28 protein-coding genes are annotated in these 25,592 nt (G+C 69.1%); 19 read left to right on the forward strand and 9 right to left on the reverse strand.

All coding sequences use genetic code 11. From position 1 onward, the window contains the following. Positions 1–74: 74 nt before the first annotated feature. The 4 genes from pgsA to pspM all read left to right on the forward strand — a co-directional run bounded on the left by pgsA (position 75) and on the right by pspM (position 2,748). Positions 75–668, forward strand: coding sequence for a CDP-diacylglycerol--glycerol-3-phosphate 3-phosphatidyltransferase (gene pgsA / locus SBI67_RS22775; protein ID WP_318982745.1), 594 nt, complete (start codon positions 75–77; stop codon positions 666–668). A gap of 40 nt (positions 669–708) precedes the next feature. Continuing rightward, complete coding sequence (gene clgR, locus SBI67_RS22780) at positions 709–1,044, forward strand: transcriptional regulator ClgR (protein WP_024455542.1); 336 nt, start codon at positions 709–711, stop codon at positions 1,042–1,044. A 91-nt stretch (positions 1,045–1,135) separates the two neighbouring features. Then, positions 1,136–1,939, forward strand: coding sequence for a phage shock protein PspA (pspA, locus tag SBI67_RS22785; protein ID WP_318982746.1), 804 nt, complete (start codon positions 1,136–1,138; stop codon positions 1,937–1,939). An 8-nt stretch (positions 1,940–1,947) separates the two neighbouring features. Further along, entirely contained in the window at positions 1,948–2,748 is an 801-nt protein-coding gene (gene pspM / locus SBI67_RS22790) for a phage shock envelope stress response protein PspM (RefSeq protein ID WP_318982747.1), read from the forward strand. 1 nt (position 2,749) lies between these two features. Here pspM and SBI67_RS22795 read toward each other — a convergent pair whose 3' ends face one another. Together SBI67_RS22795 and SBI67_RS22800 are read right to left on the reverse strand one after the other, a co-directional pair. Further along, complete coding sequence (locus SBI67_RS22795) at positions 2,750–3,163, reverse strand: DUF5313 domain-containing protein (protein WP_266045917.1); 414 nt, start codon at positions 3,161–3,163, stop codon at positions 2,750–2,752. Next, positions 3,160–3,603: a limonene-1,2-epoxide hydrolase family protein gene (locus tag SBI67_RS22800; RefSeq protein ID WP_318982748.1), complete on the reverse strand. Its 444-nt coding sequence runs from the start codon at positions 3,601–3,603 to the stop codon at positions 3,160–3,162. The genes SBI67_RS22795 and SBI67_RS22800 overlap by 4 nt, the downstream gene beginning before the upstream one ends. A gap of 43 nt (positions 3,604–3,646) precedes the next feature. Between SBI67_RS22800 and SBI67_RS22805 the strand changes: the two genes are divergently transcribed. The 4 genes from SBI67_RS22805 to recX all read left to right on the forward strand — a co-directional run bounded on the left by SBI67_RS22805 (position 3,647) and on the right by recX (position 6,724). Then, the gene (locus tag SBI67_RS22805; RefSeq protein WP_318982749.1) at positions 3,647–4,819 is read left to right on the forward strand and encodes a glycosyltransferase; all 1,173 of its coding nucleotides are present in this window, start codon (positions 3,647–3,649) and stop codon (positions 4,817–4,819) included. 9 nt (positions 4,820–4,828) lie between these two features. Further along, positions 4,829–5,020: a DUF3046 domain-containing protein gene (locus tag SBI67_RS22810; protein WP_024455548.1), complete on the forward strand. Its 192-nt coding sequence runs from the start codon at positions 4,829–4,831 to the stop codon at positions 5,018–5,020. Between the two features lie 158 nt (positions 5,021–5,178). Further along, the gene (gene recA, locus SBI67_RS22815; RefSeq protein ID WP_024455549.1) at positions 5,179–6,222 is read left to right on the forward strand and encodes a recombinase RecA; all 1,044 of its coding nucleotides are present in this window, start codon (positions 5,179–5,181) and stop codon (positions 6,220–6,222) included. Further along, positions 6,191–6,724, forward strand: a complete 534-nt coding sequence (recX, locus tag SBI67_RS22820; RefSeq protein WP_318982750.1) for a recombination regulator RecX — start codon at positions 6,191–6,193, stop codon at positions 6,722–6,724. The genes recA and recX overlap by 32 nt, the downstream gene beginning before the upstream one ends. A gap of 64 nt (positions 6,725–6,788) precedes the next feature. On the opposite strand, the gene SBI67_RS22825 is transcribed toward recX, so the two are convergent. Further along, positions 6,789–7,544, reverse strand: coding sequence for a 3-oxoacyl-ACP reductase family protein (locus SBI67_RS22825; protein WP_318982751.1), 756 nt, complete (start codon positions 7,542–7,544; stop codon positions 6,789–6,791). A gap of 119 nt (positions 7,545–7,663) precedes the next feature. On the opposite strand from SBI67_RS22825, the gene SBI67_RS22830 reads away from it, so the two are divergent. Further along, positions 7,664–8,251 carry a TetR/AcrR family transcriptional regulator gene (locus tag SBI67_RS22830; RefSeq protein ID WP_318982752.1) on the forward strand — a complete coding sequence of 196 codons (588 nt, stop codon included), beginning with the start codon at positions 7,664–7,666 and terminating at the stop codon, positions 8,249–8,251. Here SBI67_RS22830 and SBI67_RS22835 read toward each other — a convergent pair. The 4 genes from SBI67_RS22835 to SBI67_RS22850 are packed head-to-tail and all read right to left on the reverse strand — an operon-like array spanning position 8,248 to position 11,378. Further along, entirely contained in the window at positions 8,248–9,117 is an 870-nt protein-coding gene (locus SBI67_RS22835; protein WP_318982753.1) for an amino acid ABC transporter permease, read from the reverse strand. The genes SBI67_RS22830 and SBI67_RS22835 overlap by 4 nt on opposite strands. Before the next feature lie 10 nt (positions 9,118–9,127). Continuing rightward, complete coding sequence (locus tag SBI67_RS22840; RefSeq protein WP_318982754.1) at positions 9,128–9,808, reverse strand: amino acid ABC transporter permease; 681 nt, start codon at positions 9,806–9,808, stop codon at positions 9,128–9,130. A gap of 14 nt (positions 9,809–9,822) precedes the next feature. Further along, the gene (locus SBI67_RS22845; RefSeq protein WP_413232549.1) at positions 9,823–10,650 is read right to left on the reverse strand and encodes a glutamate ABC transporter substrate-binding protein; all 828 of its coding nucleotides are present in this window, start codon (positions 10,648–10,650) and stop codon (positions 9,823–9,825) included. Further along, positions 10,650–11,378: an amino acid ABC transporter ATP-binding protein gene (locus SBI67_RS22850; RefSeq protein WP_266046033.1), complete on the reverse strand. Its 729-nt coding sequence runs from the start codon at positions 11,376–11,378 to the stop codon at positions 10,650–10,652. Before SBI67_RS22850 ends, SBI67_RS22845 begins: the two co-directional genes overlap by 1 nt. Positions 11,379–11,477: 99 nt before the next feature. Between SBI67_RS22850 and miaB the strand changes: the two genes are divergently transcribed. Continuing rightward, entirely contained in the window at positions 11,478–12,998 is a 1,521-nt protein-coding gene (miaB, locus tag SBI67_RS22855) for a tRNA (N6-isopentenyl adenosine(37)-C2)-methylthiotransferase MiaB (RefSeq protein WP_318983029.1), read from the forward strand. Further along, on the forward strand, positions 12,986–13,564 hold the full coding sequence (locus SBI67_RS22860) for an Rv2732c family membrane protein (protein WP_318982756.1): 579 nt from the start codon (positions 12,986–12,988) through the stop codon (positions 13,562–13,564). Before miaB ends, SBI67_RS22860 begins: the two co-directional genes overlap by 13 nt. Here SBI67_RS22860 and SBI67_RS22865 read toward each other — a convergent pair whose 3' ends face one another. Further along, positions 13,565–14,902 carry a DUF349 domain-containing protein gene (locus SBI67_RS22865; RefSeq protein ID WP_318982757.1) on the reverse strand — a complete coding sequence of 446 codons (1,338 nt, stop codon included), beginning with the start codon at positions 14,900–14,902 and terminating at the stop codon, positions 13,565–13,567. Positions 14,903–15,090: 188 nt separating this feature from the next. Here SBI67_RS22865 and SBI67_RS22870 point away from each other — a divergent pair, with 188 nt between their 5' ends. Genes SBI67_RS22870 through hflX form a run of 5 tightly spaced genes read left to right on the forward strand, consistent with a single transcriptional unit; the run spans position 15,091 to position 19,926 of the window. Then, positions 15,091–15,963 carry a DMT family transporter gene (locus SBI67_RS22870; protein ID WP_318982758.1) on the forward strand — a complete coding sequence of 291 codons (873 nt, stop codon included), beginning with the start codon at positions 15,091–15,093 and terminating at the stop codon, positions 15,961–15,963. Positions 15,964–15,979: 16 nt separating this feature from the next. After that, on the forward strand, positions 15,980–16,705 hold the full coding sequence (locus SBI67_RS22875; RefSeq protein ID WP_318982759.1) for a class III extradiol ring-cleavage dioxygenase family protein: 726 nt from the start codon (positions 15,980–15,982) through the stop codon (positions 16,703–16,705). After that, positions 16,702–17,604, forward strand: a complete 903-nt coding sequence (gene miaA / locus SBI67_RS22880) for a tRNA (adenosine(37)-N6)-dimethylallyltransferase MiaA (protein WP_318982760.1) — start codon at positions 16,702–16,704, stop codon at positions 17,602–17,604. Before SBI67_RS22875 ends, miaA begins: the two co-directional genes overlap by 4 nt. Next, positions 17,601–18,467 carry a diaminopimelate epimerase gene (gene dapF / locus SBI67_RS22885; protein ID WP_318982761.1) on the forward strand — a complete coding sequence of 289 codons (867 nt, stop codon included), beginning with the start codon at positions 17,601–17,603 and terminating at the stop codon, positions 18,465–18,467. Before miaA ends, dapF begins: the two co-directional genes overlap by 4 nt. 52 nt (positions 18,468–18,519) lie before the next feature. After that, the gene (gene hflX / locus SBI67_RS22890) at positions 18,520–19,926 is read left to right on the forward strand and encodes a GTPase HflX (RefSeq protein WP_318982762.1); all 1,407 of its coding nucleotides are present in this window, start codon (positions 18,520–18,522) and stop codon (positions 19,924–19,926) included. Here hflX and SBI67_RS22895 read toward each other — a convergent pair. Beyond that, complete coding sequence (locus tag SBI67_RS22895) at positions 19,923–21,572, reverse strand: PE-PPE domain-containing protein (protein WP_318982763.1); 1,650 nt, start codon at positions 21,570–21,572, stop codon at positions 19,923–19,925. The genes hflX and SBI67_RS22895 overlap by 4 nt on opposite strands. 155 nt (positions 21,573–21,727) lie before the next feature. Here SBI67_RS22895 and SBI67_RS22900 point away from each other — a divergent pair, with 155 nt between their 5' ends. From SBI67_RS22900 to SBI67_RS22910, 3 genes are read left to right on the forward strand one after another with little or no spacing between them, the layout of a single operon-like run. Next, on the forward strand, positions 21,728–22,933 hold the full coding sequence (locus tag SBI67_RS22900) for a thiolase family protein (RefSeq protein ID WP_318982764.1): 1,206 nt from the start codon (positions 21,728–21,730) through the stop codon (positions 22,931–22,933). After that, positions 22,934–23,344 (forward strand): Zn-ribbon domain-containing OB-fold protein, encoded by a 411-nt coding sequence (locus SBI67_RS22905; RefSeq protein ID WP_318982765.1) that lies wholly within the window; start codon positions 22,934–22,936, stop codon positions 23,342–23,344. A 12-nt stretch (positions 23,345–23,356) separates the two neighbouring features. Further along, the gene (locus SBI67_RS22910) at positions 23,357–25,585 is read left to right on the forward strand and encodes an acyl-CoA dehydrogenase family protein (RefSeq protein ID WP_318982766.1); all 2,229 of its coding nucleotides are present in this window, start codon (positions 23,357–23,359) and stop codon (positions 25,583–25,585) included. The last annotated feature ends 7 nt before the right edge of the window (positions 25,586–25,592 follow it).

Below are 25,592 nucleotides of genomic sequence, written 5' to 3' on the forward strand. Positions count from 1 at the left end.
TCAGGGGATCGACCGGCTGAGCAGGCGCCTCATTCACAGCAGCGAGAGTATCGGCAACCGCAACCGATATCCTGATGCCCGTGCCGGGCCAACCAGATACAGATCCCACGGTGCCCCGCGCGTCCGTCGCCAACGTCGCCAATCTGCTGACCGGCATGCGCCTGGTGCTGGTGCCGGTGTTCGTCTACGCGCTGTTCATCGGTGACGGACATGAAACAGTTTGGCGCACAGCCGCATTCGTGATCTTCACGGTGGCCGTCATCACCGACCACTTCGACGGTGCGCTGGCCCGCAGTTACGGCATGGTCACCGAATTCGGCAAGCTGGCCGACCCGATCGCCGACAAACTGCTGATCGGCGCGGCGTTGATCGGGCTGTCGGTGCTCGGTGACCTGCCCTGGTGGATCACCGTCGTCATCCTGGTCCGTGAGATCGGCGTCACGGTGCTGCGGCTGGCGGTGCTGCGGCACGGGGTCATCCCGGCCAGCCGGGGCGGCAAGCTCAAGACCCTGGTGCAGGCGATCGCCATCGGCCTGCTGATCCTGCCGCTGTCGGGGGTGTGGCTGACCACCGCGATGGCCATGATGTGGTTGGCCGTTGTGCTCACCGTGGTGACCGGCGTCGACTACGTGGTGTCGGCGGTCAAGGATTCCCGGATGCGTTCCTGATCTCGGGAACCGACGGCGCACCGGTCGCGTTGACCCAGGTATGACCAACACATTGCTGCGCGAGGTTATCGGCGACGTGCTGCGGCACGCGCGGACCACCCAGGGCCGGACGCTGCGTGACGTGTCCGACTCCGCCCGGGTCAGCCTGGGCTACCTGTCCGAGGTGGAACGCGGCCGCAAGGAGCCGTCCAGCGAGCTGCTCGCCTCGATCTGCGATGCCCTGGACGTCCCGCTGTCGCGGGTGCTGACCGACGCGGGTGAGCAGATGGCGCGTCAGGAGGCCGGCGCGGCCAACGCGATGGGCCGCATCGACGTGACCACCAAGGTCGTCATTCCCCAGGTCGCCGCCCAGGTTCCGTCGATGGCGGTGGCCTGACGTGCGGGTGAACCGATAGGTTGGCATCAAGCAAACCCGCAGACTCGACAGACACAGCGGACTCGACAGACACGAAGGCGGAAACGTTCCCATGGCCAATCCGTTCGTCAAGGCGTGGAAGTACCTCATGGCGCTGTTCAACTCGAAGGTCGACGAGTACGCCGACCCGAAGGTGCAGATCCAGCAGGCCATCGAGGAAGCGCAGCGTCAGCACCAGGCGCTCACCCAGCAGGCCGCCCAGGTGATCGGCAACCAGCGGCAGCTGGAGATGCGGCTGAACCGCCAGCTGGCCGATATCGAGAAGCTGCAGGCCAATGTGCGGCAGGCGCTGACGCTGGCCGATCAGGCCACCGCCGCCGGTGACGCCGCCAAGGCCACCGAGTACACCAATGCCGCCGAGGCGTTCGCCGCACAGCTGGTGACCGCCGAGCAGAGCGTCGAGGACCTCAAGGCGCTGCACGATCAGTCGCTGCAGGCCGCGGGCCAGGCCAAGAAGGCCGTCGAGCAGAACGCCATGGTGCTGCAGCAGAAGATCGCCGAGCGCACCAAGCTGCTCTCGCAGCTGGAGCAGGCCAAGATGCAGGAGCAGGTCAGCGCCTCCCTGCGGTCGATGAGCGAGATCGCCGCGCCCGGCACCACGCCGAACCTCGACGAGGTGCGGGAGAAGATCGAACGTCGCTATGCCAACGCCATGGGTGCCACCGAGCTGGCCCAGAACTCCGTGCAGGGGCGCATGCTCGAGGTTCAGCAGGCCAGTGTGCAGATGGCCGGCCATTCTCGGCTGGAGCAAATCCGCGCCTCGATGCGCGGTGATCAGCTGCCCGCGGGTGGTGCCGCTGCCGCGCCGGCCGCCACTCCGCCGGCCGCGGCTCCCGAAGACCGTCTGTCCCAGTAGGTTTCGTCATGGTGGGGAACTCGGCACACGGTCGACGGGAACTGATTTCCGGGCTGGTCCAGCGCGGTGTGGACACCGCGGCGGAGTTCTCCGATGTCCTGTCGCAGAAGCTGGCGTCCCTCGCCGACCCGCGGGCAAAACTGCTGCGTAAGCGCCGGTGGGCGCGTCGACTCGGCTGGTTCTTCGCGGGTGCCACCGCGTTCTGGGTGGCGGTGACCGGCCTGCTCGCGTCGTGGAGCACCCCGGTATGGGCGCTCATCGTCACCGGCGCGATTGCGGCGGCTGCCGCGTTCCCGGCGACCCTGCTGTTCCTGCGTTACCGCTGGCTGCGCCGCGAACCGTTGCCCGAGACCGGCGCGCCCCGGCGGTTACCGCCCCGCGGGTCGGCGGCGCGGGCGCCGATGGTGGCGCTGGCCTCCGCCGAACGCGGGCTGTTGTCGCTGCTGGGGGTGTTGCAGCGGTCCGGGTTGCTGCCCGCCGACGAGTTACGCGAGATCTCCGCGGTGGCGGCGCAGACGGCGTCGGCGATGGCCGCGACGGCCGGCGAGGTGACGGCCATGGAACGGGCCGCCGCGGCGTCCCCGCAGTCCCGGGCGCACCTGACCCCGACCATCCGCGCGTTCGCTGTCCAATTGGACTCAGGTGCCCGCCAGTACAACGAAATGGTCACCGCGGCAGCGCAATTGGTGTCATCGGTGGATTCGCCGATGACGGCGCAGCGGCACCGCAACGAACTGACCGGGGCCACCGACCGGTTGCAGGGCTGGGCGCAGGCCTACGGCGAACTGGGCCGGCTGCGCGGCGCCTGAACTACAGGTCGTGCGTGCCCGTCTCGACACCATCGGGGCGCGGCCCGAACCGTTCGATGTACGAGCGGTGCTTGTCGGCGTCCTTCTCTCGCTGGATCTTGTCGATCAGGTTCGGATCCAGGCCGTGCACCCGCAGCATGTGCTTGCGCCAGATCTTGTTCAACGCATGCGAGAAGTAGATGAACGGGATCAGGATCGGGATCGTCATGCTGGCCCGCGTGACGAAGTCGATGGGGACGAACCAGAACGGGATGAGGATCAGCACGGCCGGGATGAGGACCCGCAGCATCACCCGTCGGGTGGCGCCCGGGCCGGTGAGGTCGTTGCGGACCCAGTCCAGCATCGAATCCGGCAGTCGCCGGTTGCAGCAGTAGCCGATCAGCTGGAACAGGTTGGGCTTGGTGCGTTCGGTCATGTCAGTGCCGGACGCAGCGCGGGGATCACGGCGCCGACCAGGCCGCGTACGACGGCCTTGGCGAAGTCGAACTGGTCGAAGTAGTCCCGCCACAGCGTGATGCGCCCGTCGTGCACCTCGAACACCCCGCACACCCAGAACTGCAGCCGCACCGGCCCGAAAATCAGCACATCGGTGCGCTCATTGAGCACCGATGCACCATCGGCCGCCGAGCGGTGGATCAACACGTCGAAACCCAGGCTGGGCCGGTCCATGGCGCGGAACAGCTTGATGGTGCGGCGGCGGCCGTACACGGTGGGGAAGCCGACATTCTGGTAGACGAGGTTCTCGTCGAGGAGCTCGGCGGCGGCATCCAGGTCGGGTGCGCGCAGGGAGTTCAGGAACGCCGTGACGGTGGCGATATTGTCGGCCCCGACCGGGACCACCTGCTGCTCGGTCATGTCCCTCAGGGTAGAGGGTCTCAGGGTGTGGCAGGGTGGGCGCGTGCGTGTCGCGGTGGTGGCCGGGCCGGATCCCGGGCATGCGTTCCCGGCGATAGCGCTGTGCCTGCGATTCCTGGCTGCCGGTGACGTCCCGACCCTGCTGACGGGTGACCGGTGGCTGCCCACCGCGCGCGCCGCCGGGGTGGATGCGGTGCCGCTGGCCGGTCTGGATGTGCGCGAGGGCGACGACGACGGTGACGCCGGGGCCAAGATCCACCGGCGTGCGGCTCGCATGGCGCTCGACAATATGCCCGTAATACGTTCGCTGGCACCCGATTTGGTGGTCTCCGACGTCATCACCGTGTGTGGTGGGCTGGCTGCCGAACTGCTCGGCCTGCCCTGGGTGGAGCTGGACCCGCATCCCTTGTACCGGCCGTCGAAGGGGCTGCCACCGCTGGGCAGCGGCCTGGCGCCCGGCACCGGTGTGCGCGGGCGGCTCCGCGATACGGTGCTGCGGGCGCTGACCGCGCGGTCGGTGCGCGACGGTGAGCGGCAGCGCGCGCAGGCGCGGCTCGGAATCGGGCTGCCCGGGCCGGACCCGGGCCCGTTGCGCATGCTCATCGCCACGCTGCCCGCCTTGGAGGTGCCCCGGCCGGATTGGCCCGCCGCAGCGGTCGTGGTGGGGCCGCTGCATTTCGAGCCGACCGCCGACGTGCTGGAACCGCCGGCCGGTGTCGGGCCGCTGGTGGTGGTGGCGCCGTCGACCGCCTCCACCGGGGCCGGCGGGATGGCCGAGGTGGCGCTCTCGGCGCTGGCCCCGGGGCGCAGTGTGCCCGCCGGTACCCGGGTGGTGGTCTCCCGACTGGGCGGTGCGGAGCTGGACGTCCCGCCGTGGGCGGTGGTCGGTCTGGGCCGGCAGGACGAGCTGCTGGGTGCGGCCGACGTGCTGGTGTGCGGTGGCGGGCACGGCATCGTGTCCAAGGCGCTGATGCACGGCGTCCCGCTGGTGACGGTGCCCGGTGGTGGCGACCAGTGGGAGATCGCCAATCGTGTTGCGCGCCAAGGAATCGGTCCGTTCGTCCGGCCGCTGACGGGGGAGTCGCTGGCGGCGGCGGTGTCCGAGGTGCTGTCGCGACCCTCGCACCGGGCGGCGGCCCGCCGCGCGGCGTCCGGTATCGCGGAGGTGGCCGATCCGGTACGGGTGTGCCATGACGCGCTGTCGGCGGCTGGGTAGGTTGGTGGCGTGCGGCTCACCGAATTCCACGAACGCGTCAGCGCTCAGTTCGGCTCGGCGTACGGCGCCTCGGTGCTCGTCGACCACGTGTTGAGTGGGATGGGGCGCACCGCTGCACAGGCCATCGAGGCCGGTGTCGAGCCGCGGGACGTGTGGCGGGCGCTGTGCGCCGACTTCGAGGTGCCGCGCGAACAGTGGTGAGACGGGAGGTGCTTCCGGCGTGTCTCACTTGCCTTCGAACACCTGTTCGTTAGGGTGGTGAGCGTTCGACTGAGCTGACTTGTCGGTGGCTGGCCCTAATGTCGCAGTCAACCGACCGGAACACCGGTCAACCGAACGACTACCGGAGAGGTATCACCATGGCACCACAGGCTCCCGACCGCGAAAAAGCGCTCGAACTGGCGATGGCGCAGATCGAGAAGAATTACGGCAAAGGCTCGGTCATGCGCCTCGGCGAGGAGGTGCGCCAGCCCATCTCCGTCATCCCGACCGGATCCATCTCCCTGGACGTGGCGCTGGGTATCGGCGGCTTGCCGCGGGGCCGGGTCATCGAGATCTACGGACCGGAATCCTCCGGTAAGACCACCGTCGCGCTGCACGCGGTGGCCAATGCGCAGGCCGCGGGCGGTATCGCGGCGTTCATCGACGCCGAGCACGCGCTGGACCCGGAATACGCCAAGAAGCTCGGCGTGGACACCGATGCGCTGCTGGTGTCCCAGCCCGACACCGGTGAGCAGGCGCTGGAGATCGCCGACATGCTGGTGCGCTCCGGCGCACTGGACATCCTGGTCATCGACTCGGTGGCCGCGCTGGTGCCGCGTGCGGAGATCGAGGGCGAGATGGGCGACAGTCACGTCGGTCTGCAGGCCCGCCTGATGAGCCAGGCACTGCGCAAGATGACCGGTGCGCTGAACAACTCCGGCACCACCGCGATCTTCATCAACCAGCTGCGCGAGAAGATCGGCGTGATGTTCGGCTCGCCCGAGACCACCACCGGTGGTAAGGCGCTGAAGTTCTACGCCTCCGTTCGCCTGGACGTCCGGCGGATCGAGACGCTCAAGGACGGCACCGACGCGGTGGGTAACCGCACCCGGGTGAAGGTCGTCAAGAACAAGGTGTCCCCGCCGTTCAAGCAGGCCGAGTTCGACATCCTGTACGGCCAGGGCATCAGCCGGGAGGGCTCGCTCATCGACATGGGTGTCGAGCACGGCTTCATCCGCAAGTCCGGTTCGTGGTTCACCTACGACGGCGAGCAGCTGGGGCAGGGCAAGGAGAACGCCCGAAAGTTCCTGCTGGAGAATGTCGATGTGGCCAACGAGATCGAGAAGAAGATCAAGGAGAAGCTCGGCATCGGTGCCGTGGTGACCGACGATGACGTTCTGCCCGCCCCGGTCGACTTCTGAGACGGGGCCCGCTGAGGGACCCAAGCGCGAGGAGCAGGCGCGGGACGTGTGTCTGCGCCTGCTCACCGTGCGGGCCCGCACCAGGGCCGAGTTGGAAGCTGCGCTGACCAAGCGCGGCTACCCCGATGACGTCAGTGCCCGGGTGCTGGACCGGTTGGTCGAGGTCGGGTTGGTCGACGACGCCGCATTTGCCGCCGAGTGGGTCCGCAGCCGGCGAACCAATGCCGGAAAAGGCAAGCGCGCCTTGCTCGCCGAGTTGCGCACCAAAGGTGTCGATGCAGACGTCATCGCCGAAACCCTCGACGGCGTCGACGCGGGGGAGTGGCAGGTGCAGGCCGAGCGGCTGGTGGCCACCAAGCTGCGCCGGGAAAACCTCGACGACGAAGCCAAGGTCACCCGACGTCTGGTCGGCATGCTGGCCCGCCGGGGGTACAGCCAGACCATGGCCTTCGACGTGGTCAAAACGCAACTGGCCCAGGAGCAGGCGCGGCGGGCCGTCTAGGCGCGAATCGCGTCCTAAATGACGAATCCTCCGCGCGTCCTAGATGACGAATCCTCCGCGCGTCCTAAATGACGAATCCTCCGTCGATGTTCCACGTGACGCCCGTGACGTAGCTGGCCTCCGGTGCGGCGAGATAAGCCACGGCGCTGGCGATGTCGCTGGGCTGACCGTAGCGGCCGACCGCGATGAACGGTCGCACCTGATCGGAGAACCCGCCTTCTTCGGGGTTCATATCGGTGGCCACCGGGCCGGGCTGAATCGTGTTCACCGTGATGCCACGCGGCCCGAGTTCCCGGACCAGACCGCGCGTCAGGCCCGCGACCGCCGCCTTGGTGAGCGCGTACACAGACAGTCCAGCCATGGGCGCTCGGTCGGCATTCACGCTGCCGATCGTGATGATCCGGCCGCCCCCGTCCAGGTGTGGAATCGCTCGCTGGATCGCCGCGAACACGGCGCGTACGTTCACCGCGATGAGCCGGTCGAACTCCTCGAGCGGAAACTCCTCAATCGGGCCGGCGGTCGCGATGCCGGCATTGTTGACCAGAATGTCGATGCCGCCCAGGCGCGAGACGGTCTCGTCGACGGCCGCATTGACCGCGTCGGCGTCGGCGCTGTCGGCCTGGATCGCGACCACCGTCGCGCCGGTGGCATCGAGTTCGGCGGCCAGCGCCTCGGCCGGCTCCGGCGAGGAGTTGTACGTGAAGGCGACGGCCGCGCCATCGGCGGCCAACCGCCGCACGATCTCGGCGCCGATACCGCGCGACCCACCCGTCACCAGGGCGCGCTTACCGCTCAGGGGTGTCGTCGATGTCGTGGCCATGGGATCCTCCGCTGCTGGGATGGTTCTTTCGAACTGATTGGTTACTAAGTACAGTCAGCTCAAGCCGCCACCGGGCCGGATCATTCCGAACTGTGGCGCGGGTCACATAAGGAGGTCGGATGGCGATCGGACGGCCGCGCGAGTACGACCCGCACACCGTGCTGGAGACCGCGACGCGGTTGTTCTGGGAACACGGCTACGACGGTGTGTCCATCACCGACCTGACCGACGCCACCGGCATCAACCGGCGCAGCCTCTACGCCCAATTCGGGTGCAAAGAACAGCTTTTCCGAGAAGCTGTGCAGCATTACGTCACCGGGCACGGCGGTTACGCGGCTGCGGCACTGGCGCAACCCACCGCGTGGGAGGTGGCCTACGCGATGGTGCACGGGGCCGCGGACGCGACCACCACACCGGGGCAACCGCACGGCTGTCTGCTGGTGCAGAGTGCACTCGCGGTCGCCCCCGACGCCACCTGTCTGCGGGCCGACCTCGCCGACATGCGGTCCGCGGGGGTGCAGGTCCTGGCCGAGCGGTTCACCGAAGCCCAAGCCGCCGGGGAGATTCCCGGTGAGGATCCGGTCGCCCTGGCCCGGTGGATCGCCTCGGTCTGTCAGGGCATCGCAGTGCAGGCCGCCAGCGGTGCGACCCGAGCCGAGGTCCATGCCCTTGCCGACCGGGCGCTGAAGGCGTGGCCGGCAGATTAGACCGCCGAGCCGTCCTGGACGAACTCCTTCGGCGTCACCGGCTCCGGGCCTTTCTTGGATCGGCGCAGCCGCGCCTCCAGCCAGGTCGCGAACCAGGACAGGCCGAAATTGAGGCTGATCATCAAGACGGCGATCACCATCAGCGCGGGAATCAGGTTGCCGTACGACGTGCCCACGCTGGTGCCCTGCCGCACCATCTCGATGAACGTGATCTGGTAGCCGATGGCGGTGTCCTTGAGCACCACCACCATCTGTGACACCAGCACCGGCAGCATCGAGGTGATGGCCTGCGGCAACAGAATCGAGCGCATGGTCTGCAGCCAGGTCAGGCCCAGCGCCGAGGCGGCCTCGGCCTGACCGCGCGGCAGCGCGTGCACACCGGTGCGCACGATCTCGGCGATCACCGCGCCGTTGTACAACGTCAGGCCCGTCACCACGCCGGCCAGCGCCAGTTGCTTGGACGGGAACACGTCGTACTCGGCGAACAAGGCATACGCGAACAGCATCATGATGAGCACCGGTACCGCCCGGAAGAACTCGACCACTGTCGCGCAGGTCCAGCTGATCCAACGCACCGGTGACAACCGGCCCACGCCCAGCACGCACCCGAGCACCAACGCCAGCACGATCGACAGCGCCGCCGCCGTCAACGTGCCCTGCACGCCCTCCAGGATGTAGTTCTTCCAGAGGTTGGCCGTCAGGAACGGCTCCCACTTGGCGGCGGTGAACTGGTCGGCCGCCGCGAACTTCCAGATCACCCAGGCAAGGATCGCCGCGAACGCCACCACCGTCAGTACGGCGGTGATCATGTTGCGCACCCGGGCCCGCGGCCCCGGCGCGTCGTAGAGGACCGATGCCCCGCTCATCTGGACCTCCTCATCGCAAAACCGCCCAGCGCTTGCCCAACCACCCGAACAACAACCCCATCGGCAAGGTCAGGATGACGAACCCGGCGGCGAAGATCGAGCCGACCAGCAGCAGCGCCGCGGTGTTCTCGATCATCTCCTTCATCAGCAGTGCCGCCTCGGCCACCCCGATCGCCGAGGCGATCGTGGTGTTCTTGGTCAGCGCGATCAGCACCGAACCCAGCGGGATGATCACCGCGCGAAAAGCCTGCGGCAACAAGATGATCCGCAAGTTCTGGCCGAACGTCAGGCCGAGCGACCGGGCCGCCTCGGCCTGCCCGATGGGCACCGTGTTCACCCCGGAACGGATGGACTCGCAGACGAAGGACGCCGTGTAGACCGTCAAGCCGAGCACCGCGAGCCGGAACCCGCTGTCGGCGATCGACGTCGGCGACAGCGGATCGGCCAGCGTGATGTGCAGGGTGTTGCCCAGCCCGAGCGAGCAGAACACCAAGATCAGCGTCAGCGGGGTGTTGCGCACCACGTTGACGTAGCCGGTGCCCAGCGCCCGCATCACGGGAACGGGAGACAGCCGCATCGCCGCCAGCAGGGTGCCGAGCACCAGCGCGCCGATGGCCGAGTACACCGTCAGCTGGATCGTCATCCAGAACGCGGCGAGGATCCGGTCCTGGTATTCGGTGAAGATCGCCACGGGCCCTGCGCGGTCTACTTGTCGACGGTCGGCGGCGCGGGTGCGGTGATACCGGCCGGCCCGAGATTCTTGTCGAACGCCGTCTTCCAGGCGCCGTCGGTCTCCATCTTGGTGATGGCGTCGTTGATCTTGGTCCGCAGCTCGGTGTCACCCTTCTTCAGGCCGATGCCGTACCGCTCCTCGGAGAACGGCTTGCCGACGATCTTGAAGGTGCCCGGACTCTGCGCCGCGTAGCCGGCCAGGATCACCTCGTCGGTGGTGACGGCGTCGATCGCACCGGTCTTGAGCGCCTCGACACACGCCGAGTACGTGTCGTACTGCTGCAGCTGCACGCCCGGGTACTTGTCCTTGATCCGCTGTGCGGGCGTCGACCCGCTGACCGAGCACAGTTTCTTGTTGTTCTGCAGCGACTCCGGGCCGGTGATATCGGTGTTGTCGGCCTTGACCAGCAGGCTCTGCCCGGTGATCAGGTAGGGCCCGGCGAAGTCCACCTTCTCCTTACGGGCATCCGTGATCGAGTAGGTGGCCACGATGTAGTCCACCTGCCCGTTCTGGATCAGGTTCTCGCGCTGGCCCGACGGCGCCTCCTTGAACTCGATGTCCTCCGGCTTGTACCCGAGCTGGCCGGCCACATAGGTGGCGACATCGACGTCGAAACCGCTGAACGTGCCGTCCGGGTTCTTCAGCCCCAAGCCGGGCTGGTCGTACTTGATGCCGACGGTCACCTTCTTGCTGTCGTCACCGCCGCCGCAGGCGGCCAGGGCGAACGGCATCGCGGCGGCGACCAGCGCGGCGGTGACCATCCGGAATCGCAGGGACATGGAGCGCTCCTTTGGTTGCATCAGTGATTCAGGATCTTGCCGAGGAAGTCTTTGGCCCGGTTGGACTGCGGATCGGTGAAGAAGCGTTCGGGTTCGGCGTCCTCGACCACGGCGCCGTCGGCCATGAAAACCACACGCTGGGACGCCCGCCTGGCGAATCCCATCTCGTGGGTGACCACCAGCATCGTCATCCCCTCGGAAGCCAGGTCGGTCATCACCGCCAGCACCTCTTTGATCATTTCCGGGTCCAGCGCGCTGGTCGGCTCGTCGAACAACATCACCTTCGGGTGCATGGCCAGTGAGCGGGCGATCGCCACCCGCTGCTGCTGCCCGCCGGACAACTGAGCCGGGTACTTGTCGGCCTGGTTGGCCACCCCGACCCGTTCCAGCAGCGCCAGCGCCTCCGTCCGGGCCTTGTCCTTGTCGGTTTTGCGCACCTTGATCGGCGCCAGGGCGACGTTTTCCAGGATCGTCTTGTGTGCGAACAGGTTGAACGACTGGAACACCATGCCCACATCGGAGCGCAGCTGCGCGAGCTTGCGCCCCTCCTCGGGCAGCACCTGGCCGTCGATGGCGATGGTGCCCGAGTCGATGGGTTCGAGCCGGTTGATGGTGCGGCACAGGGTCGACTTGCCAGAACCCGATGGGCCGAGGATCACCACCACCTGGCCGCGTGGCACGTCGAGGTTGATGTCCTTGAGTACATGGAGGTCGCCGAAATGCTTGTCGACGCCCTGTATCGAGATCATCGGGACCGAGGTCGCGGTGGTCATGGGTCCTGACCCTACCCAGGTAACGCTCAGCTTGGGGCGTATCGGCGCGCCCGTAACATGATTGTCGTGACTTCGATGATGGCGCGTGCGGACGAGGCGTCCCCCGGCGTCGACGCGCGCCCACGCACCTACCAGGTGCGCACCTACGGCTGTCAGATGAACGTGCATGACTCCGAGCGCCTGGCCGGCCTGCTCGACGCCGCGGGTTATGTCCGCGCTGCCGAGGGAACCGACGCCGACGTCGTGGTGTTCAACACCTGCGCGGTGCGCGAGAACGCCGACAACAAGCTCTACGGCAATCTCAGCCATCTCGCCCCGCGGCGCAGCGCCGACCCGAACATGCAGATCGCCGTCGGCGGGTGCCTGGCGCAGAAGGACCGCGACACGGTGCTGACCAAGGCGCCCTGGGTGGACGTGGTGTTCGGCACCCACAACATCGGCTCGCTGCCGGTGCTGCTGGAACGCGCGCGCCATCAGCGGGTGGCGCAGGTGGAGATTGCCGAAGCGCTGCAGGAGTTCCCGTCGGCCCTGCCGGCGTCACGCGAATCCGCTTACGCGGCATGGGTTTCCATCTCGGTGGGCTGCAACAACACCTGCACCTTCTGCATCGTCCCGTCGCTGCGCGGTAAAGAGGTGGACCGCAGGCCCGGCGACATCCTGGCCGAGGTGCAGACCCTGGTCGACCAGGGTGTGCTCGAGATCACCCTGCTGGGGCAGAACGTCAACGCGTACGGTGTGTCGTTCGCCGATCAGGACGTCCCGCGCAATCGCGGTGCCTTCGCCGACCTGCTGCGCGCCTGCGGGCGGATCGACGGTCTGGAACGCGTGCGATTCACCTCACCGCACCCGGCCGAGTTCACCGACGACGTGATCGAGGCGATGGCGGCCACCCCGAATGTGTGCCCGACGCTGCACATGCCGCTGCAGTCGGGTTCCGATCGGGTGCTCAAGGCGATGCGCCGGTCCTACCGGGCCGAGCGTTACCTGGGCATCATCGACCGGGTGCGGGCCGCGATCCCGCACGCCGCGATCACCACCGACATCATCGTCGGATTCCCGGGGGAGACCGAGGACGATTTCGCGGCCACCCTCGAGGTGGTGCGCCAGGCCCGGTTCGCCAGCGCGTTCACCTTCCAGTACTCCAAACGGCCCGGCACGCCGGCCGCCGAACTGCCCGATCAGCTGCCGAAAGCCGTTGTCAGCGAACGGTATCAGCGCCTGATCGCCCTGCAGGAGGAGATCTCCTGGCAGGAGAACAAGGCGCAGATCGGTAGCACCGTCGAAGTCCTGGTGGCCGCCGGTGAGGGGCGCAAGGACGCCGCCACCGCGCGGATGTCCGGCCGTGCCCGCGACGGCCGGCTGGTGCACTTCGCCCCGGGGCAGGCCGACATCCGGCCGGGCGATGTCGTCACCACCGTGATCACCGGTGCCGCGCCGCATCACCTGATGGCCGACGGTGCGGTGTGCAGCCACCGCCGCACCAGGGCCGGTGACGCGCATGCCGCCGGGCAGCGCCCGGTGACCGGTATCGGCCTCGGCATGCCGAGCATCGGCGCGCCCCCCGCGGCCGCGGCCACGACGGGATGTGCCCGATGAGCGACAAGGAATTCGAGGCCTACAAGGGCGATATCGAGGCCGTCGAGCGGCGCGTCGCCGCCGAGATCGACCCGGGCGCCCGCGCCGTGGTGGTCGCCGTATTGGTGTTGGTGGTGGCGCTGTCGTTCGCGCTGCCGCACATGGGATCCACCCGTGGGCTGGACGTGTTGGTCGGCGACCAGACCGCGATCAACGACGGCGTCGCCCTGCCGTCGCGGGTGTTCGTCTGGCTCACACTCGTTTTCGGTGTCGGCTTCTCCATCGCGGCGCTGCTGACCCGGCGTTGGACGCTGGCCTGGATCGCCCTGGCTGGCACCGCGGTGGCCTGCCCGGCCGGCATGCTGGCGGTCTGGACGCGCCAAACCGCCACCCACGGCCACCCCGGCCCGGGAATCGGCTTGATCATCGGCTGGATCGCGGTGATCCTGCTGGCCTACAACTGGGCACGGGTGGTGTGGTCACGCACCGCGGTGCAGTTGGCCGCCGAGGAGCAGCGCCGCCGCGCCCTCGCGCAGCACCAGAGCAAGGGTCTGCTCGACGATCTCGGCGACGACGAGAAGGCCTAGCTAGCGCTTCTTGCTGACGGCCTCGGCCGCGGTCTCGGCCCACTCCCGCCACTGCGCGGCGCTGGCCCTGGCCTGCTCGGCATCCTTGGTCCGCCCGGCCGCCGCGGCCTTCTCGGCCTGCTTCTCGAACTGCTCGGCGCGCTCGCGGAACTGTGCGGCACGGGCCACCGCCTCGGCGTCCACCTGGCTCACCGCCCCCGCGTCGCGCACCTTCTTCTCGACCGCGCGCAGCCGGCGTTCCAGTTCGGCCGAGCGTTCCCGCGGCACCTTCCCGATGGCATCCCACTTGTCGCCGAGCGCCCGGAAGGCGGCCCTGGCCGCGTCCGGATCGCTGACGTCGATGGCCTCGGCCTCGGCCAGCAGCGCTTCCTTGGCCGCGGCGTTGGCCCCGAACTCGGCGTCACGCTCGGCGTTCACGGCGTTGCGCGCGGCGAAGAAGGTGTCCTGGGCGGCCTTGAAACGGGCCCACAACGCGTCGTCGACATCCTTGGCGGCCCGGCCCGCCGCCTTCCACTGCGCCAGCAGATCCCGGAAGGTGGCGGCGGTCGCGGCCCACTCGGTGGAACCGCTGAGCGCTTCGGCCTTCTCGCACAGCGCTTCCTTGGCCTGCCGCACACCCACCCGTTCCCGGTCCAGGTCGGCGAAGTGCGAACCGCGGCGCCGGTTGAACGCCTCCCTGGCGGCCGAATACCGCTTCCACAGTGCATCGTCGGTCTTACGGTCCAACCCGGTGATGGTGCGCCACTCGTCGAGGATGTCGCGCAGCCGGTCCCCGGCGGCCTTCCACTGGGTCGAGTTCGCGGCGATCTCTTCGGCCTCGGCGGCCAGCGCCTCCTTACGTGCGGTCTGGGTGGCGCGGTGTTCGTCGCGCCGGGCGCGTTCGGCCGCCGCGGCGTCACCGGCATGCTCGACGATGGCGGTCAGCCGGGCGTGCACCGCGTCCACATCGCCCAGCACGGCGGCGGTGGGCAGCCCCTCCAGCAGCGCGGCGGCGGCGGTCTTGATCTTGCGGGCATCACCGCTGCCCGAGGCCAGTCGCGTCTCCAGCAGGGCCACTTCGGTGTGCAGATCGTCGTAGCGGCGGCCGAAGTGGGCATAGGCGGCCTCGGCATCACCGGCCTGCCAGGACCCGATCACACGTTCGCCGGCCGAGCTGATCAGCACGACCGTGCCGTCGGGTTCCACCCGGCCGAACCGGTGCGGATCCACGGCCGGGGTGGTGGGCGGTACGACAGCTGGGGTCGCGGCGGCGGCAGCCGGTTTCGGGCCGGGCCGGGGGCCAGGGCGGGGACCTGGGCGCGGTGCCGGCTTGGGGGCCCCTGAATCGCTGGTCGTCATGACTTTTCTCCACCTCCACGCGGGCTGACCCGCACCTGCCGCGCGACGCGGCGCCAATAGCTTCCGCCCGCTATTGAAACAGGTCACCGGCCCACATGCGTACGGCTTCGCCATCGACCGGGTCCCTCGGTTGCCAGATCACCGTCATTGGCGGCACGCTCAGCCCAGCTGAGAGGACGGAGGCACCGATGCACAAAGCGGATATCGCCGCTCTGCTGGCGCTGGGCGCCGCGTTCTTCATCGCCGTGGGCGACGTCATCCACCAGCGGTCGGCTCAGCAGGTGAGCGACGAATCCGTGGGCCACCTGCGGCTGTTCGCGCAGCTGCTGCGCGACCGCCGGTGGTGGCTGGGCAGCCTGGTGGCCGCGGTGGGTTTCGGACTGCAGGCCGCCGCCCTGGGATTGGGGTCGGTGCTGCTGGTGCAGGCCCTGCTGGTGACCTCACTGTTGTTCGCGCTTCCGATCAACGCGCGCCTGACCAACCGGCGGGTGACCCGGTTCGAATGGGTCTGGGCCGCGCTGCTCGCCGCCTCGGTGGCGGTGATCGTCACGGTCGGAAACCCGACGGCGGGGCATTCCCGGGCGTCGGTGCAGGTGTGGCTGGCTGTCGGGGCGGTGCTGGGTCCGGCGCTGGTGCTGTGCATCATCGGGGCGCGTATCTGGTCGGGGACGGTGTCGGCGATCCTGCTGGCGTGCGTGTCCGGCTCCCTGTGGGGACTTTTCGCGGTGCTGACGAAAGGGGTGGTCGACCGCCTCGAACACGGTCTCCTGGCCGTGCTGAGCACCCCGGAGCTGTACGCGTGGGCGCTGGTGGCCATCGCCGGGACGGGCTGGCAACAGGCCGCGTTCCGGGCCGGGACGCTCACCGCGTCACTGCCGGCGATGACGGTGGCCGAACCGGTGGTGGGGTCGATCCTGGGCATCGTCGTGCTCGGTGAGGCACTGCGGCCCGGCGATGCGGGCTGGATCACCTTGGCGGCAGCGGTGCTGGTCATGGTGGTTGCGACGGGGGCGCTGGCCCGCGGCGAGGCCGGTTGGGCGCAGGAGTCCGCCCGCACCTAGCGATAACGTGGTCCGGGTGTTGGCCGCCATCGCCGTGATCCCGTCGGCTCCCGTATTGGTGCCCGAACTTGCCGGAACGGCCGCCGACGTGGCGGCCGAACTCGCCCCGGTGCGCACCGCCGTGCTGACCGCGGCCGCCGCGCTGCCGTCGCGCTGGATCGTGGTCGGCACCGGCGCCGACACCGTGCGCATCGGGCCCGATGCCGTCGGCACCTTCGCGGGATACGGCGCCGACCTGCGGGTGCAGCTCGCCCCGGGCGCGACCGATGCCCTTGCCGAGTTACCGCTGTGCGCGCTGATCGCCGGCTGGGTGCGCGGCCTCGCGGCGCCGGGCGCGCGCGCCGAGGTCCGGGTGTACCGCCACGACCTGGATGCCGACGCCGCCGTGGCCGCCGGCGCCGCCCTGCGCGCCGAGATCGATGCCGCCGCCGACGCCGTCGGAGTCCTGGTGGTGGCCGACGGCGCCGCCACCCTGACCCCGTCGGCACCCGGTGGTCACGACCCGGATTCTGTTGCGGTGCAGTCGGCGTTGGATGACGCGCTGGCCGCAGGCGATACCGCGGCACTGTCCCGGCCGGGCACCGGCGTGGTCGGCCGGGTGGCCTATCAGGTGCTGGCCGGGCTGGGCGCGCCCGCCGAAGCCACCGAGCTGTACCGGGGTGCGCCCTACGGCGTCGGCTATTTCGCCGGGGTGTGGCGGCCCGCGGGCTGGACCCTGGCGACCGGGGGATCCGCACCGTGACCCGGCCGGTGGCCGTGATCGGGCCGACGGGGACGGGCAAGTCGGCGCTGGCGCTGGATATCGCCGAGCGGCTGGGCGGCGAGATCGTCAACGCCGACGCCATGCAGCTGTACCGGGGGATGGACATCGGCACCGCGAAGTTGGCCGTCGAGCAGCGCCGCGGCATCCCGCATCATCAACTCGACGTCCTCGACGTCACGGTCAACGCATCGGTCGCCCGCTATCAGGAACGTGCCGCCGCCGATATCGAGGCGATCCTGGGCCGCGACGCGGTGCCCGTGATCGTCGGCGGCTCGATGCTCTACATCCAGTCGCTGCTGGACCAATGGTCGTTCCCGGCCACCGACCCGGCGGTGCGGGCGCGCTGGGAAGCCCGGCTGGCCGAGGTGGGGGTGGCGGCGCTGCACGCCGAGCTCGACCGCGTCGACCCGCAGGCTGCCGCCTCGATCCTGGCCACCGACGGGCGGCGCATCGTCCGCGCGCTGGAGGTGGTGGAGCTGACGGGCCAGCCGTTCGCCGCGTCGGCACCGCGGATCGGCACCCCGCGCTGGGACACCGTGATCATCGGATTGGATTGGGAAACCGAGCTTTTGGACGAGCGGTTACGGCAGCGCACCGATGCGATGTTCGACGAGGGGCTGATCGCCGAGGTCACCGGACTGATCGCGGTGGGGCTGCGCACCGGGGTGACGGCCTCCCGCGCACTCGGCTACGCGCAGGTTTTGGCCGACCTGGACGCCGGCGGCGACGGCTCGGCGGCGCGCGAACCCACCTTCATGGGCACCCGCCGCTACGTGCGCAGGCAGCGGTCCTGGTTCCGCCGCGACCACCGGGTGAACTGGCTCGACGGTTCGGCACCGGACCTGGCCGATACCGCGATCGCTATCCTGGACAGGTGAGGTTTGCGAAAGGGCACGGCACACAGAACGACTTCGTCGTGCTCCCCGACCTCGACGCCGCCCTGGACCTGACCCCCGAAGCCGTCTCCGCGCTGTGCGACCGGCGCCGCGGGCTCGGCGCCGACGGTGTCCTGCGCGTCACCACTGCCGGCGCCGCCCTGGCGGCCGGGGTTTTCCCGGCGCTGCCCGAAGGGGTGGCCGCCGGGGACTGGTACATGGACTACCGCAATGCCGACGGGTCGATCGCCCAGATGTGCGGTAACGGGGTGCGGGTGTTCACCCACTACCTGCGTGCCGCCGGACTGGAACACCGCGACGAGTTCGTGGTCGGATCACTGGCCGGGCCGCGCCCCGTCGTGGTGCACCGGCACGACGATGTCAACGCCGAGGTGACCGTCGACATGGGCAAGGCCAACGTGCTGGGCAGCGGCTCGGCGGTGGTGGCCGGCCGCGGCTTCGACGGGCTGGCCGTCGATGTCGGCAATCCGCACCTGGCCTGTGTCACGGACCTGAGCGCGACGGCGCTGGCGGTGCTCGACGTCGCAGCACCGGTGTCCTTCGACGCCGCGCAATTCCCCGAGGGCGTCAACGTCGAGGTGCTCACCAAGTCGGTCGGTGGCACCGTCTCGATGCGCGTACACGAGCGCGGTGTCGGCGAAACCCGTTCCTGCGGAACGGGAACCGTGGCCGCCGCGGTTGCCGCACTGCAGCACGCGGGGGAGAGCACCGGCACGCTGCGGGTCCGCATTCCCGGCGGCGAGGTCACCGTCACCGTCACCGAGGCCACCAGCTATCTGCGCGGCCCGTCCGTGCTCGTCGCGACCGGCGAGCTCGCCGACCAGTGGTGGCGCAACCCGGCGTGACGAAATTCGGATGCACCGTCGCGGGCCGGCATGACACCATCGGAAGCCGCCCATGACACGACCTGAGAACTCCGTCCCCAGCACCGGCGATCTCGCCCTGGAAGACCGCACGGCACTACGCCGGGTGGCCGGTCTGTCCACCGAACTCGCCGATATCACCGAGGTCGAATACCGCCAGCTGCGCCTGGAACGCGTCGTGCTGGTCGGGGTGTGGACCGAGGGCAGCGCCGCCGATGCCGATGCCAGCCTTGCCGAGCTGGCGGCCCTGGCCGAGACCGCGGGATCGGAAGTCCTCGAGGGACTGATCCAGCGTCGCGACAAACCCGACCCGTCGACCTATATCGGCTCCGGCAAGGCGCAGGAGCTGCGCGAGACCGTGCTGGCCACCGGCGCAGACACCGTGATCTGCGATGGCGAACTGTCCCCGGCCCAGCTGAACGCGCTCGAGAAGGCGGTCAAGGTCAAGGTGATCGACCGCACCGCGCTGATCCTGGACATCTTCGCCCAGCACGCGACCAGCCGGGAAGGCAAGGCGCAGGTATCGCTGGCCCAGATGGAGTACATGCTGCCGCGGCTGCGCGGCTGGGGTGAGTCGATGTCGCGGCAGGCCGGTGGCCGGGCCGGCGGTGCCGGCGGCGGGGTGGGCACGCGCGGCCCCGGTGAGACCAAGATCGAGACCGACCGGCGTCGGATCCGTGAGCGAATGTCCAAGCTGCGCCGCGAGATTCGCGATATGAAGAAGGTGCGCGACACTCAGCGTGGCAAACGGCGCGCGGCCGATATGCCGTCGGTGGCCATCGTCGGCTACACCAACGCCGGCAAATCGAGCCTGCTCAACGCGCTGACCGGGGCGGGTGTGCTGGTGGAGAACGCCCTGTTCGCCACCCTGGAGCCCACCACGCGGCGCGGACAGCTCGACGACGGCCGCCCGTTCGTGCTCACCGACACCGTCGGGTTCGTCCGGCACCTGCCGACCCAGCTGGTCGAGGCCTTCCGCTCCACGCTGGAAGAGGTGGTGGACGCCGACCTGCTGGTGCACGTCGTCGACGGTTCCGATGCCAACCCGATGGCGCAGATCAGTGCCGTCCGTGAGGTGATCCGCGATGTGTACGCCGACTACGACGGGGAGCCCGCGACGGAACTGTTGGTGATCAACAAGATCGACGCCGCAGACGATCTGGCTTTGGCCCAGTTGCGCCGCGCCCTGCCCGATGCGGTGTTCGTCTCCGCGCACACCGGCGAAGGGCTCGATCAGCTGCGCGAGCGGATGGCCGCCCTGGTCGCGCCGACGGACACCGCGATCGACGCGACCATCCCGTATGACCGCGGGGATCTGGTGGCCCGGGTGCACGCCGACGGCCGGATCGAGAGCACCGAGCACACCGCCGAGGGCACCAGGATCGTCGGGCGGGTGCCGATCCCGCTCGCCGCGAGCCTGCGCGACTACCTGAACGGTTAGGCGGCCGCCTTCGCGGTGGCGCCGCCGTCCTTCGCCGGCTCAGACGTGGATTCGCCGGTGGCTGCCGGCTTCTCGGCCTTCTCCGGTTCGGATCCCTCGGGTGTGGTCGCCGGCTTGGTGGCCGGTTCGGTGCCGGGCTTGGTGGCGTCGGTGGACTTGACACCGTGCTTTCCGGTCAGCGCCTGGCCGAATTGCCGAACGAGCTGGGCCAGTGGACCCGTGCCGATCGGGCCGCGCACCTTGGGCCGCACCGGTTCCGGTGTGGTGGCGGGCTGGGTCGTCTTGGCGTCGGTGGGCTCGGCTTCCGTAACGGTGTCGTCGGGCACCGTCTTCGTGGTCCCGGAGGCGGTGTCGTCGGTCTTGGTGGTGTCGCCGGTCTTGGCGTCGCCGGCCTTGGTGGTGTCGCCGGTCTTCGCGATGTCGGCGGTCTTGGCCACGGTCAGATTCGCCGTCGCACTGGCTGCCGCCACGCTGGTGGTCGTCGTCGTGGTGACGGGCTGCGGGGCCTTGGGCGTCTTGACGCCGATATCGGCCAGGGCGGCCTGCACGCCCTCGCCCAGGGCCTTGATCACGTCGCCGGCGAGTTTGACCGGGTTGATGTTGAGCGGGATCAGCCGGAACGGCGCGGGCACACCCGGGCTGAGGCTGCGGTCGTAGCCGGTGTCGATGAGCACCCGCAGCACCGGTTCGAGCAGGTCGACGATCGGTTTGATGATGAAGCTGGTGTGGGTGAAGCCGCCGAACTCCAGGAATGGGCGTACCAGCGGCAGCGTCTTGGTCGGGATGGTGATGTAGCGGGTGTCCCCGTACTCGGTCTGGTTGGCCGGGTCGGCCAGTTCGGCGGCCAGTTCGTCCGGGGTGTACCCGTCGGGCAGCTCACCGGGGGAGCTCTTGCCGTCGGGCGACAGATACGTGCCGTGCACGTACCAGAATCCCGCGATCGCGTTCAGGGTGGCCAGCGCGTTCAGCGGATACAGCGGGAAATCGGAGACACCGTCGTATTGGAATGCGATATCGGTGGCGCAGATGTGATCACAGGTGTCGGTCGGCGCGGGCAGCCCGAACGTGGCGTCCAGGATTGGAACGTGGCCGAGGAAGGCCAGCCGTTCGAAGAGCCCGCCGTTGGGCCGGTTGGTGTTGCCGATCATGACGAAGGACAGGTAGTTCTGGTCTTTCGGCAGGTTCCCGAGGTTGCGCTTCTCGCGGCTGACGATATTGCCGCCCTGCGAGTAGCCGAAGATGACGACCGGGGTGTTCGGCTGGTCCTGCGCCAGGGTGTTCACCAGCGTGGAGTTGAGGTTGGTCAGCCCGGCCCCCGTCGACACATCCCATTTGGCGCCCTTGAGGCCGCCCCAGCCGGGCAGCGGGATCGGCCAGAACTGAGCCGGATAGTCGATGGGTGTCAGGTCGCAGTTCGCCGTGCTGGTGCACCCGGAGGGGGCCCAGCCGTCGGACGGGGCGATGTAGTACTTGAGCGCATTGGTCATGTAGTCCTGCACCTCACCGGCTTTGGGGGTGCCGGTGCCGGGCACGATGAGGGCGGTCGCGGCCAGCGCCACGGCCATGCCCAGGGCCGACGCGATGGTCAGGGCGACCGCGGTCAGCAGTGCGAAAACGGTCAGAACGGATCGTCGTGCGATATGCATCTGCCCACCTCGGGATCGGACGGCACGTGCCACCAGCGATCGTCGCACCGCGGGCGCGTGACGGAGACGTAAACAGCGAATTTGCGTATCGTGTCGGAATTGAAAGTAGAATCTGATTCTAATATTCGCGGTGACGCTGAGGGAGGGAGTGCCGGATGGGACTGCGGGGCGAGGCCGCGATCGTCGGCTTCCACGAACTACCGGCCACCCGAAAACCGACCGGCAAACCGGAATTCATCATCGAACAGTGGGCCCGGCTGGCCGCCGCGGCGATCGCCGATGCCGGCCTGTCCGCCGATCAGGTCGACGGGCTGGTCACCTGTGGGGTGATGGAATCTCAGCTGTTCGTCCCGTCCACCGTCGCCGAATACCTGGGCCTGGCGGTCAACTTCGCCGAGATCGTCGACCTCGGCGGGGCGTCCGGCGCGGCCATGGTGTGGCGCGCGGCGGCGGCGATCGAACTGGGCATCTGTCGGGCGGTGCTGTGCGCCATTCAGGCCAACTACCTGACCCCGATGTCCCAGCAGCGGCCCTACGACCCGGGGGACGCCCTGTATTTCGGTGCGTCCAGCTTCCGGTACGGCTCGCCGCAAGCCGAGTTCGAGATCCCCTACGGCTACTTGGGGCAGAACGGGCCGTACGCCCAGGTCGCCCAGATGTACGCCGCCGCATACGGTTACGACGAAGCGGCGATGGCCAAGATCGTCGTCGACCAGCGGGTCAACGCCAATCACACTCCCGGCGCGGTGTTCAAGGACAAACCGCTGACCATCGCCGATGTGCTGGACAGCCCCGTCATTGCCTCACCGCTGCACATGCTGGAGATCGTCATGCCCTGCATGGGCGGGTCGGCGGTGCTGATCACGAACGCCGAGTTGGCCCGCGCGAGCCGCAACCGGCCGGTGTGGATCAAGGGTTTCGGTGAACGGGTGCCGTACAAGTCGCCGGTGTACGCCGCCGATCCGCTGCAGACGCCGATGATCACGGTCGCGGGTTCGGCGTTCGGGATGGCCGGCCTGACGCCCGCCGACATGGACATGGTGTCGATCTACGACTGCTACACCATCACCGCGCTGCTGACGCTGGAAGACGCCGGCTTCTGCGAAAAGGGCAAGGGCATGCAGTTCGTCACCGACCACGACCTGACCTTCCGCGGCGACTTCCCGATGAACACCGCCGGCGGGCAACTCGGTTACGGCCAGCCCGGCAATGCCGGCGGCATGCACCATGTCTGCGACGCCGCCCGCCAGCTCATGGGCCGGGCGGGACAGACGCAGGTGCCCGACTGCCACTGCGCGTTCGTCTCCGGCAACGGCGGTGTGCTCAGCGAACAGGAAGCACTCGTGCTGGAGGGCGACTAGATGACCACCGCGATGAGCAGACCGTTACCCCTGCCCACCCCGACCTCGGCGCCGTTCTGGGACGGGCTGCGCCGCCACGAGATCTGGATCCAGTTCTCGCCCTCGGCCGGGACGTACGTCTTCTACCCGCGGGTGCTGGCGCCGGGCACGCTGGCCGACGATCTGGAATGGCGCCGGATCTCCGGTGCCGCAACGTTGGTCAGCTTCGCCGTCGCCCAGCGACCGGTGGCACCGCAGTTCGCCGACGCGGTGCCGCACCTGCTCGCCGTCGTGCAGTGGCGGGAAGGGCCGCGGCTGGCCACCGAACTGGTCGGCGTCGATGCCGACCAGTTGCGGGTGGGCATGCCGGTGGCCCCGGTGTTCACCGACCTGCCCGACATCACGTTGTTGCACTACACCGCGGCGCGCTAGGAAGGACTATCCGTGGCCTTGGCACTGACCGACGAACAGGCCCAGATCGCCGCTGCGATGGCGGGTTTCGCCGCGCGACACGGTGGCCTGGAGCTCACCCGGGCCCAGTTCGACGATCTGGCGGCCGGCCGCCGGCCGCGGTTCTGGGACGCGCTGGTCGATCAGGGCCTGCACGCGGTGCACCTGCCCGAGCGGTTCGGGGGACAGGGCGGCGGGCTGGCCGAGGCTGCCTGTGTCGTCGAGGCTGCCGGGTACGCATTGTTGCCGGGGCCGCTGCTGCCCACCGTCATCGCCGGTGCCGTCGCCGCCACCGATGCGGGGCCGGTCGCGCGCGCCGTGGTCGAGGACATCGTGGCCGGGCGCACCGCGACGGTGATCCTGCCGCAAGCCGGTCAACTGCGTGCCGTCGCGACCCGCGACGGCTGGCGGATATCCGGCGCCACCGGTCCGGATATCGGGGTGTGCGGGGCCGAGCGCCTCCTGGTCAGTGCCGCCACCGAGGCCGGTGAGGTGCTCTGGATCTCGTTGGACGCCAGCGCCTCCGGGGTGCGGGTGCTGGCACAGACACCCACCGACCTGACCCGCGATGTGGGGGAGCTGCACGTCGCCGATGTGCCGGTGTCCGATGGTGACGTGCTACGCGATGTCGACGCGGTGCGGGCGCAATGCCTGGCGGTGAGCATGCTGGCGGCCGAGGCAGCCGGTATCGCGCGCTGGTGTGTGGACAACGTGGTGGCTCACCTGAAGGTGCGCGAACAGTTCGGCAGGCCGATCGGATCCTTTCAGGCGTTGCAGCACAAGGCCGCCATGCTGTTCATCAACAGTGAGCTGGCCGCGGCCGCGGCATGGGATGCGGTTCGCGCCGCCGACCAGTCCATCCCACAGCACCACATCGCGGCTGCCGGTGCGGCCATCGTGGCGGTGGGCCGGCTGCCCGAACTCGTCGTGGACGCACTGACCATGTTCGGCGCCATCGGCTATACCTGGGAACACGACCTGCATCTGTACTGGAAACGCGCGATCAGCCTGGCCGCGGCAGTCGGATCCAGTGCCGAGTGGGCGCAGACCCTCGGCGATCCGGCGGCGCCCGGCCGCGACTTCACCATCGAAATCGCCGATGTCGAGCCAGATTTCCGAGAGGTCGTGGCCGCGGCGCTGGACCGGGCCGCGCTGCTGCGCAACGACACCCCCGGCCGGCAGAACCCGGAGTATGCGGAGTTCTGGACGGGCCCCCAGCGCACCGCGTTGGCCGACGCCGGGCTGATCGCACCGCACCTGCCCGCTCCGTGGGGATTGGATGCCACCCCGGCTGGGCAGCTGATCATCGACGAGGAATTCGAGAAGCGCCCGCACCTGGTGCGGCCGTCACTGGGCATCGCGGAATGGATCCTGCCCACCGTGTTGGCCGCCGGATCCGACGCGCAGCGGGCGCAATTCGCCGTACCGACGTTGCGTGGCGAGCTCGGGTGGTGCCAGTTGTTCTCCGAGCCGGGTGCCGGTTCGGATCTCGCGGCACTGACCACCAGGGCCACCAAGGTCGACGGTGGCTGGCTGGTGAACGGCCAGAAGGTGTGGACCTCGTCGGCGCAGCGCGCCGACTGGGGTGCCCTGTTGGCCCGCACCGATCCGGATGCCAAGAAGCACAAGGGTATCGGGTACTTTCTGATCGACATGGCTACCCCCGGCATCCGAGTGCGGCCGTTGCGCACCGCGAGCGGGGAGGCGCATTTCAACGAGGTGTTCTTCGACGCCGTGTTCGTCCCGGACGCCATGCTGGTGGGCGAGCCGACCGACGGCTGGTCGCACGCGCTGGCCACCATGGCCAACGAGCGGGTGGCCATCGGCGCCTACGTCAAACTGGACAAGGAGCGCGAGCTGCGAACGCTCGCGAGCCGGGCCGGCGAGGCGGCCGAGGTGACCATGGTCCGCCAGGCGCTCGGAGAGGTCAGAGCCGCATCGAATGCGATTGCCGCTCTTGGGGTACGGGACACGCTCAATCGCCTGGCCGGCCACGGGCCGGGGCCGGCCTCCAGTATCGGCAAGGTGGCGACCGCGCAGATCGTGCGCCGCGTCACCGCCCACGCGCTGGCTTTCAGCGGACGCGCGGCGCTGGTGGGTGGCGCCGAACAGTCGGCCGTTGCGCATACCCTGATGATGCCCGCCGAGGTGATCGGGGGTGGCACCGTCGAGATTCAGCTCAATATCATCGCGACGATGATCCTGGGACTACCGAGGAGTTGAGCCTGCG

The sequence above is a fragment of the Mycolicibacterium chengduense genome, from assembly GCF_033741155.1.
In the GTDB taxonomy this organism is placed as follows: domain Bacteria; phylum Actinomycetota; class Actinomycetes; order Mycobacteriales; family Mycobacteriaceae; genus Mycobacterium.

Coding starts and splice junctions, on each gene's coding strand:
- pgsA (WP_318982745.1), top strand. CDS start 75: ATGCCCGTGCCGGGCCAACCAGATACAGATCCCACGGTGCCCCGCGCG.
- clgR (WP_024455542.1), top strand. CDS start 709: ATGACCAACACATTGCTGCGCGAGGTTATCGGCGACGTGCTGCGGCAC.
- pspA (WP_318982746.1), top strand. CDS start 1,136: ATGGCCAATCCGTTCGTCAAGGCGTGGAAGTACCTCATGGCGCTGTTC.
- pspM (WP_318982747.1), top strand. CDS start 1,948: ATGGTGGGGAACTCGGCACACGGTCGACGGGAACTGATTTCCGGGCTG.
- SBI67_RS22795 (WP_266045917.1), bottom strand. CDS start 3,163: ATGACCGAACGCACCAAGCCCAACCTGTTCCAGCTGATCGGCTACTGC.
- SBI67_RS22800 (WP_318982748.1), bottom strand. CDS start 3,603: ATGACCGAGCAGCAGGTGGTCCCGGTCGGGGCCGACAATATCGCCACC.
- recA (WP_024455549.1), top strand. CDS start 5,179: ATGGCACCACAGGCTCCCGACCGCGAAAAAGCGCTCGAACTGGCGATG.
- recX (WP_318982750.1), top strand. CDS start 6,191: ATGACGTTCTGCCCGCCCCGGTCGACTTCTGAGACGGGGCCCGCTGAG.
- SBI67_RS22825 (WP_318982751.1), bottom strand. CDS start 7,544: ATGGCCACGACATCGACGACACCCCTGAGCGGTAAGCGCGCCCTGGTG.
- SBI67_RS22830 (WP_318982752.1), top strand. CDS start 7,664: ATGGCGATCGGACGGCCGCGCGAGTACGACCCGCACACCGTGCTGGAG.
- SBI67_RS22835 (WP_318982753.1), bottom strand. CDS start 9,117: ATGAGCGGGGCATCGGTCCTCTACGACGCGCCGGGGCCGCGGGCCCGG.
- SBI67_RS22845 (WP_413232549.1), bottom strand. CDS start 10,650: ATGCAACCAAAGGAGCGCTCCATGTCCCTGCGATTCCGGATGGTCACC.
- SBI67_RS22850 (WP_266046033.1), bottom strand. CDS start 11,378: ATGATCTCGATACAGGGCGTCGACAAGCATTTCGGCGACCTCCATGTA.
- miaB (WP_318983029.1), top strand. CDS start 11,478: ATGATGGCGCGTGCGGACGAGGCGTCCCCCGGCGTCGACGCGCGCCCA.
- SBI67_RS22860 (WP_318982756.1), top strand. CDS start 12,986: ATGTGCCCGATGAGCGACAAGGAATTCGAGGCCTACAAGGGCGATATC.
- SBI67_RS22865 (WP_318982757.1), bottom strand. CDS start 14,902: ATGACGACCAGCGATTCAGGGGCCCCCAAGCCGGCACCGCGCCCAGGT.
- SBI67_RS22870 (WP_318982758.1), top strand. CDS start 15,091: ATGCACAAAGCGGATATCGCCGCTCTGCTGGCGCTGGGCGCCGCGTTC.
- hflX (WP_318982762.1), top strand. CDS start 18,520: ATGACACGACCTGAGAACTCCGTCCCCAGCACCGGCGATCTCGCCCTG.
- SBI67_RS22895 (WP_318982763.1), bottom strand. CDS start 21,572: ATGCATATCGCACGACGATCCGTTCTGACCGTTTTCGCACTGCTGACC.
- SBI67_RS22900 (WP_318982764.1), top strand. CDS start 21,728: ATGGGACTGCGGGGCGAGGCCGCGATCGTCGGCTTCCACGAACTACCG.
- SBI67_RS22905 (WP_318982765.1), top strand. CDS start 22,934: ATGACCACCGCGATGAGCAGACCGTTACCCCTGCCCACCCCGACCTCG.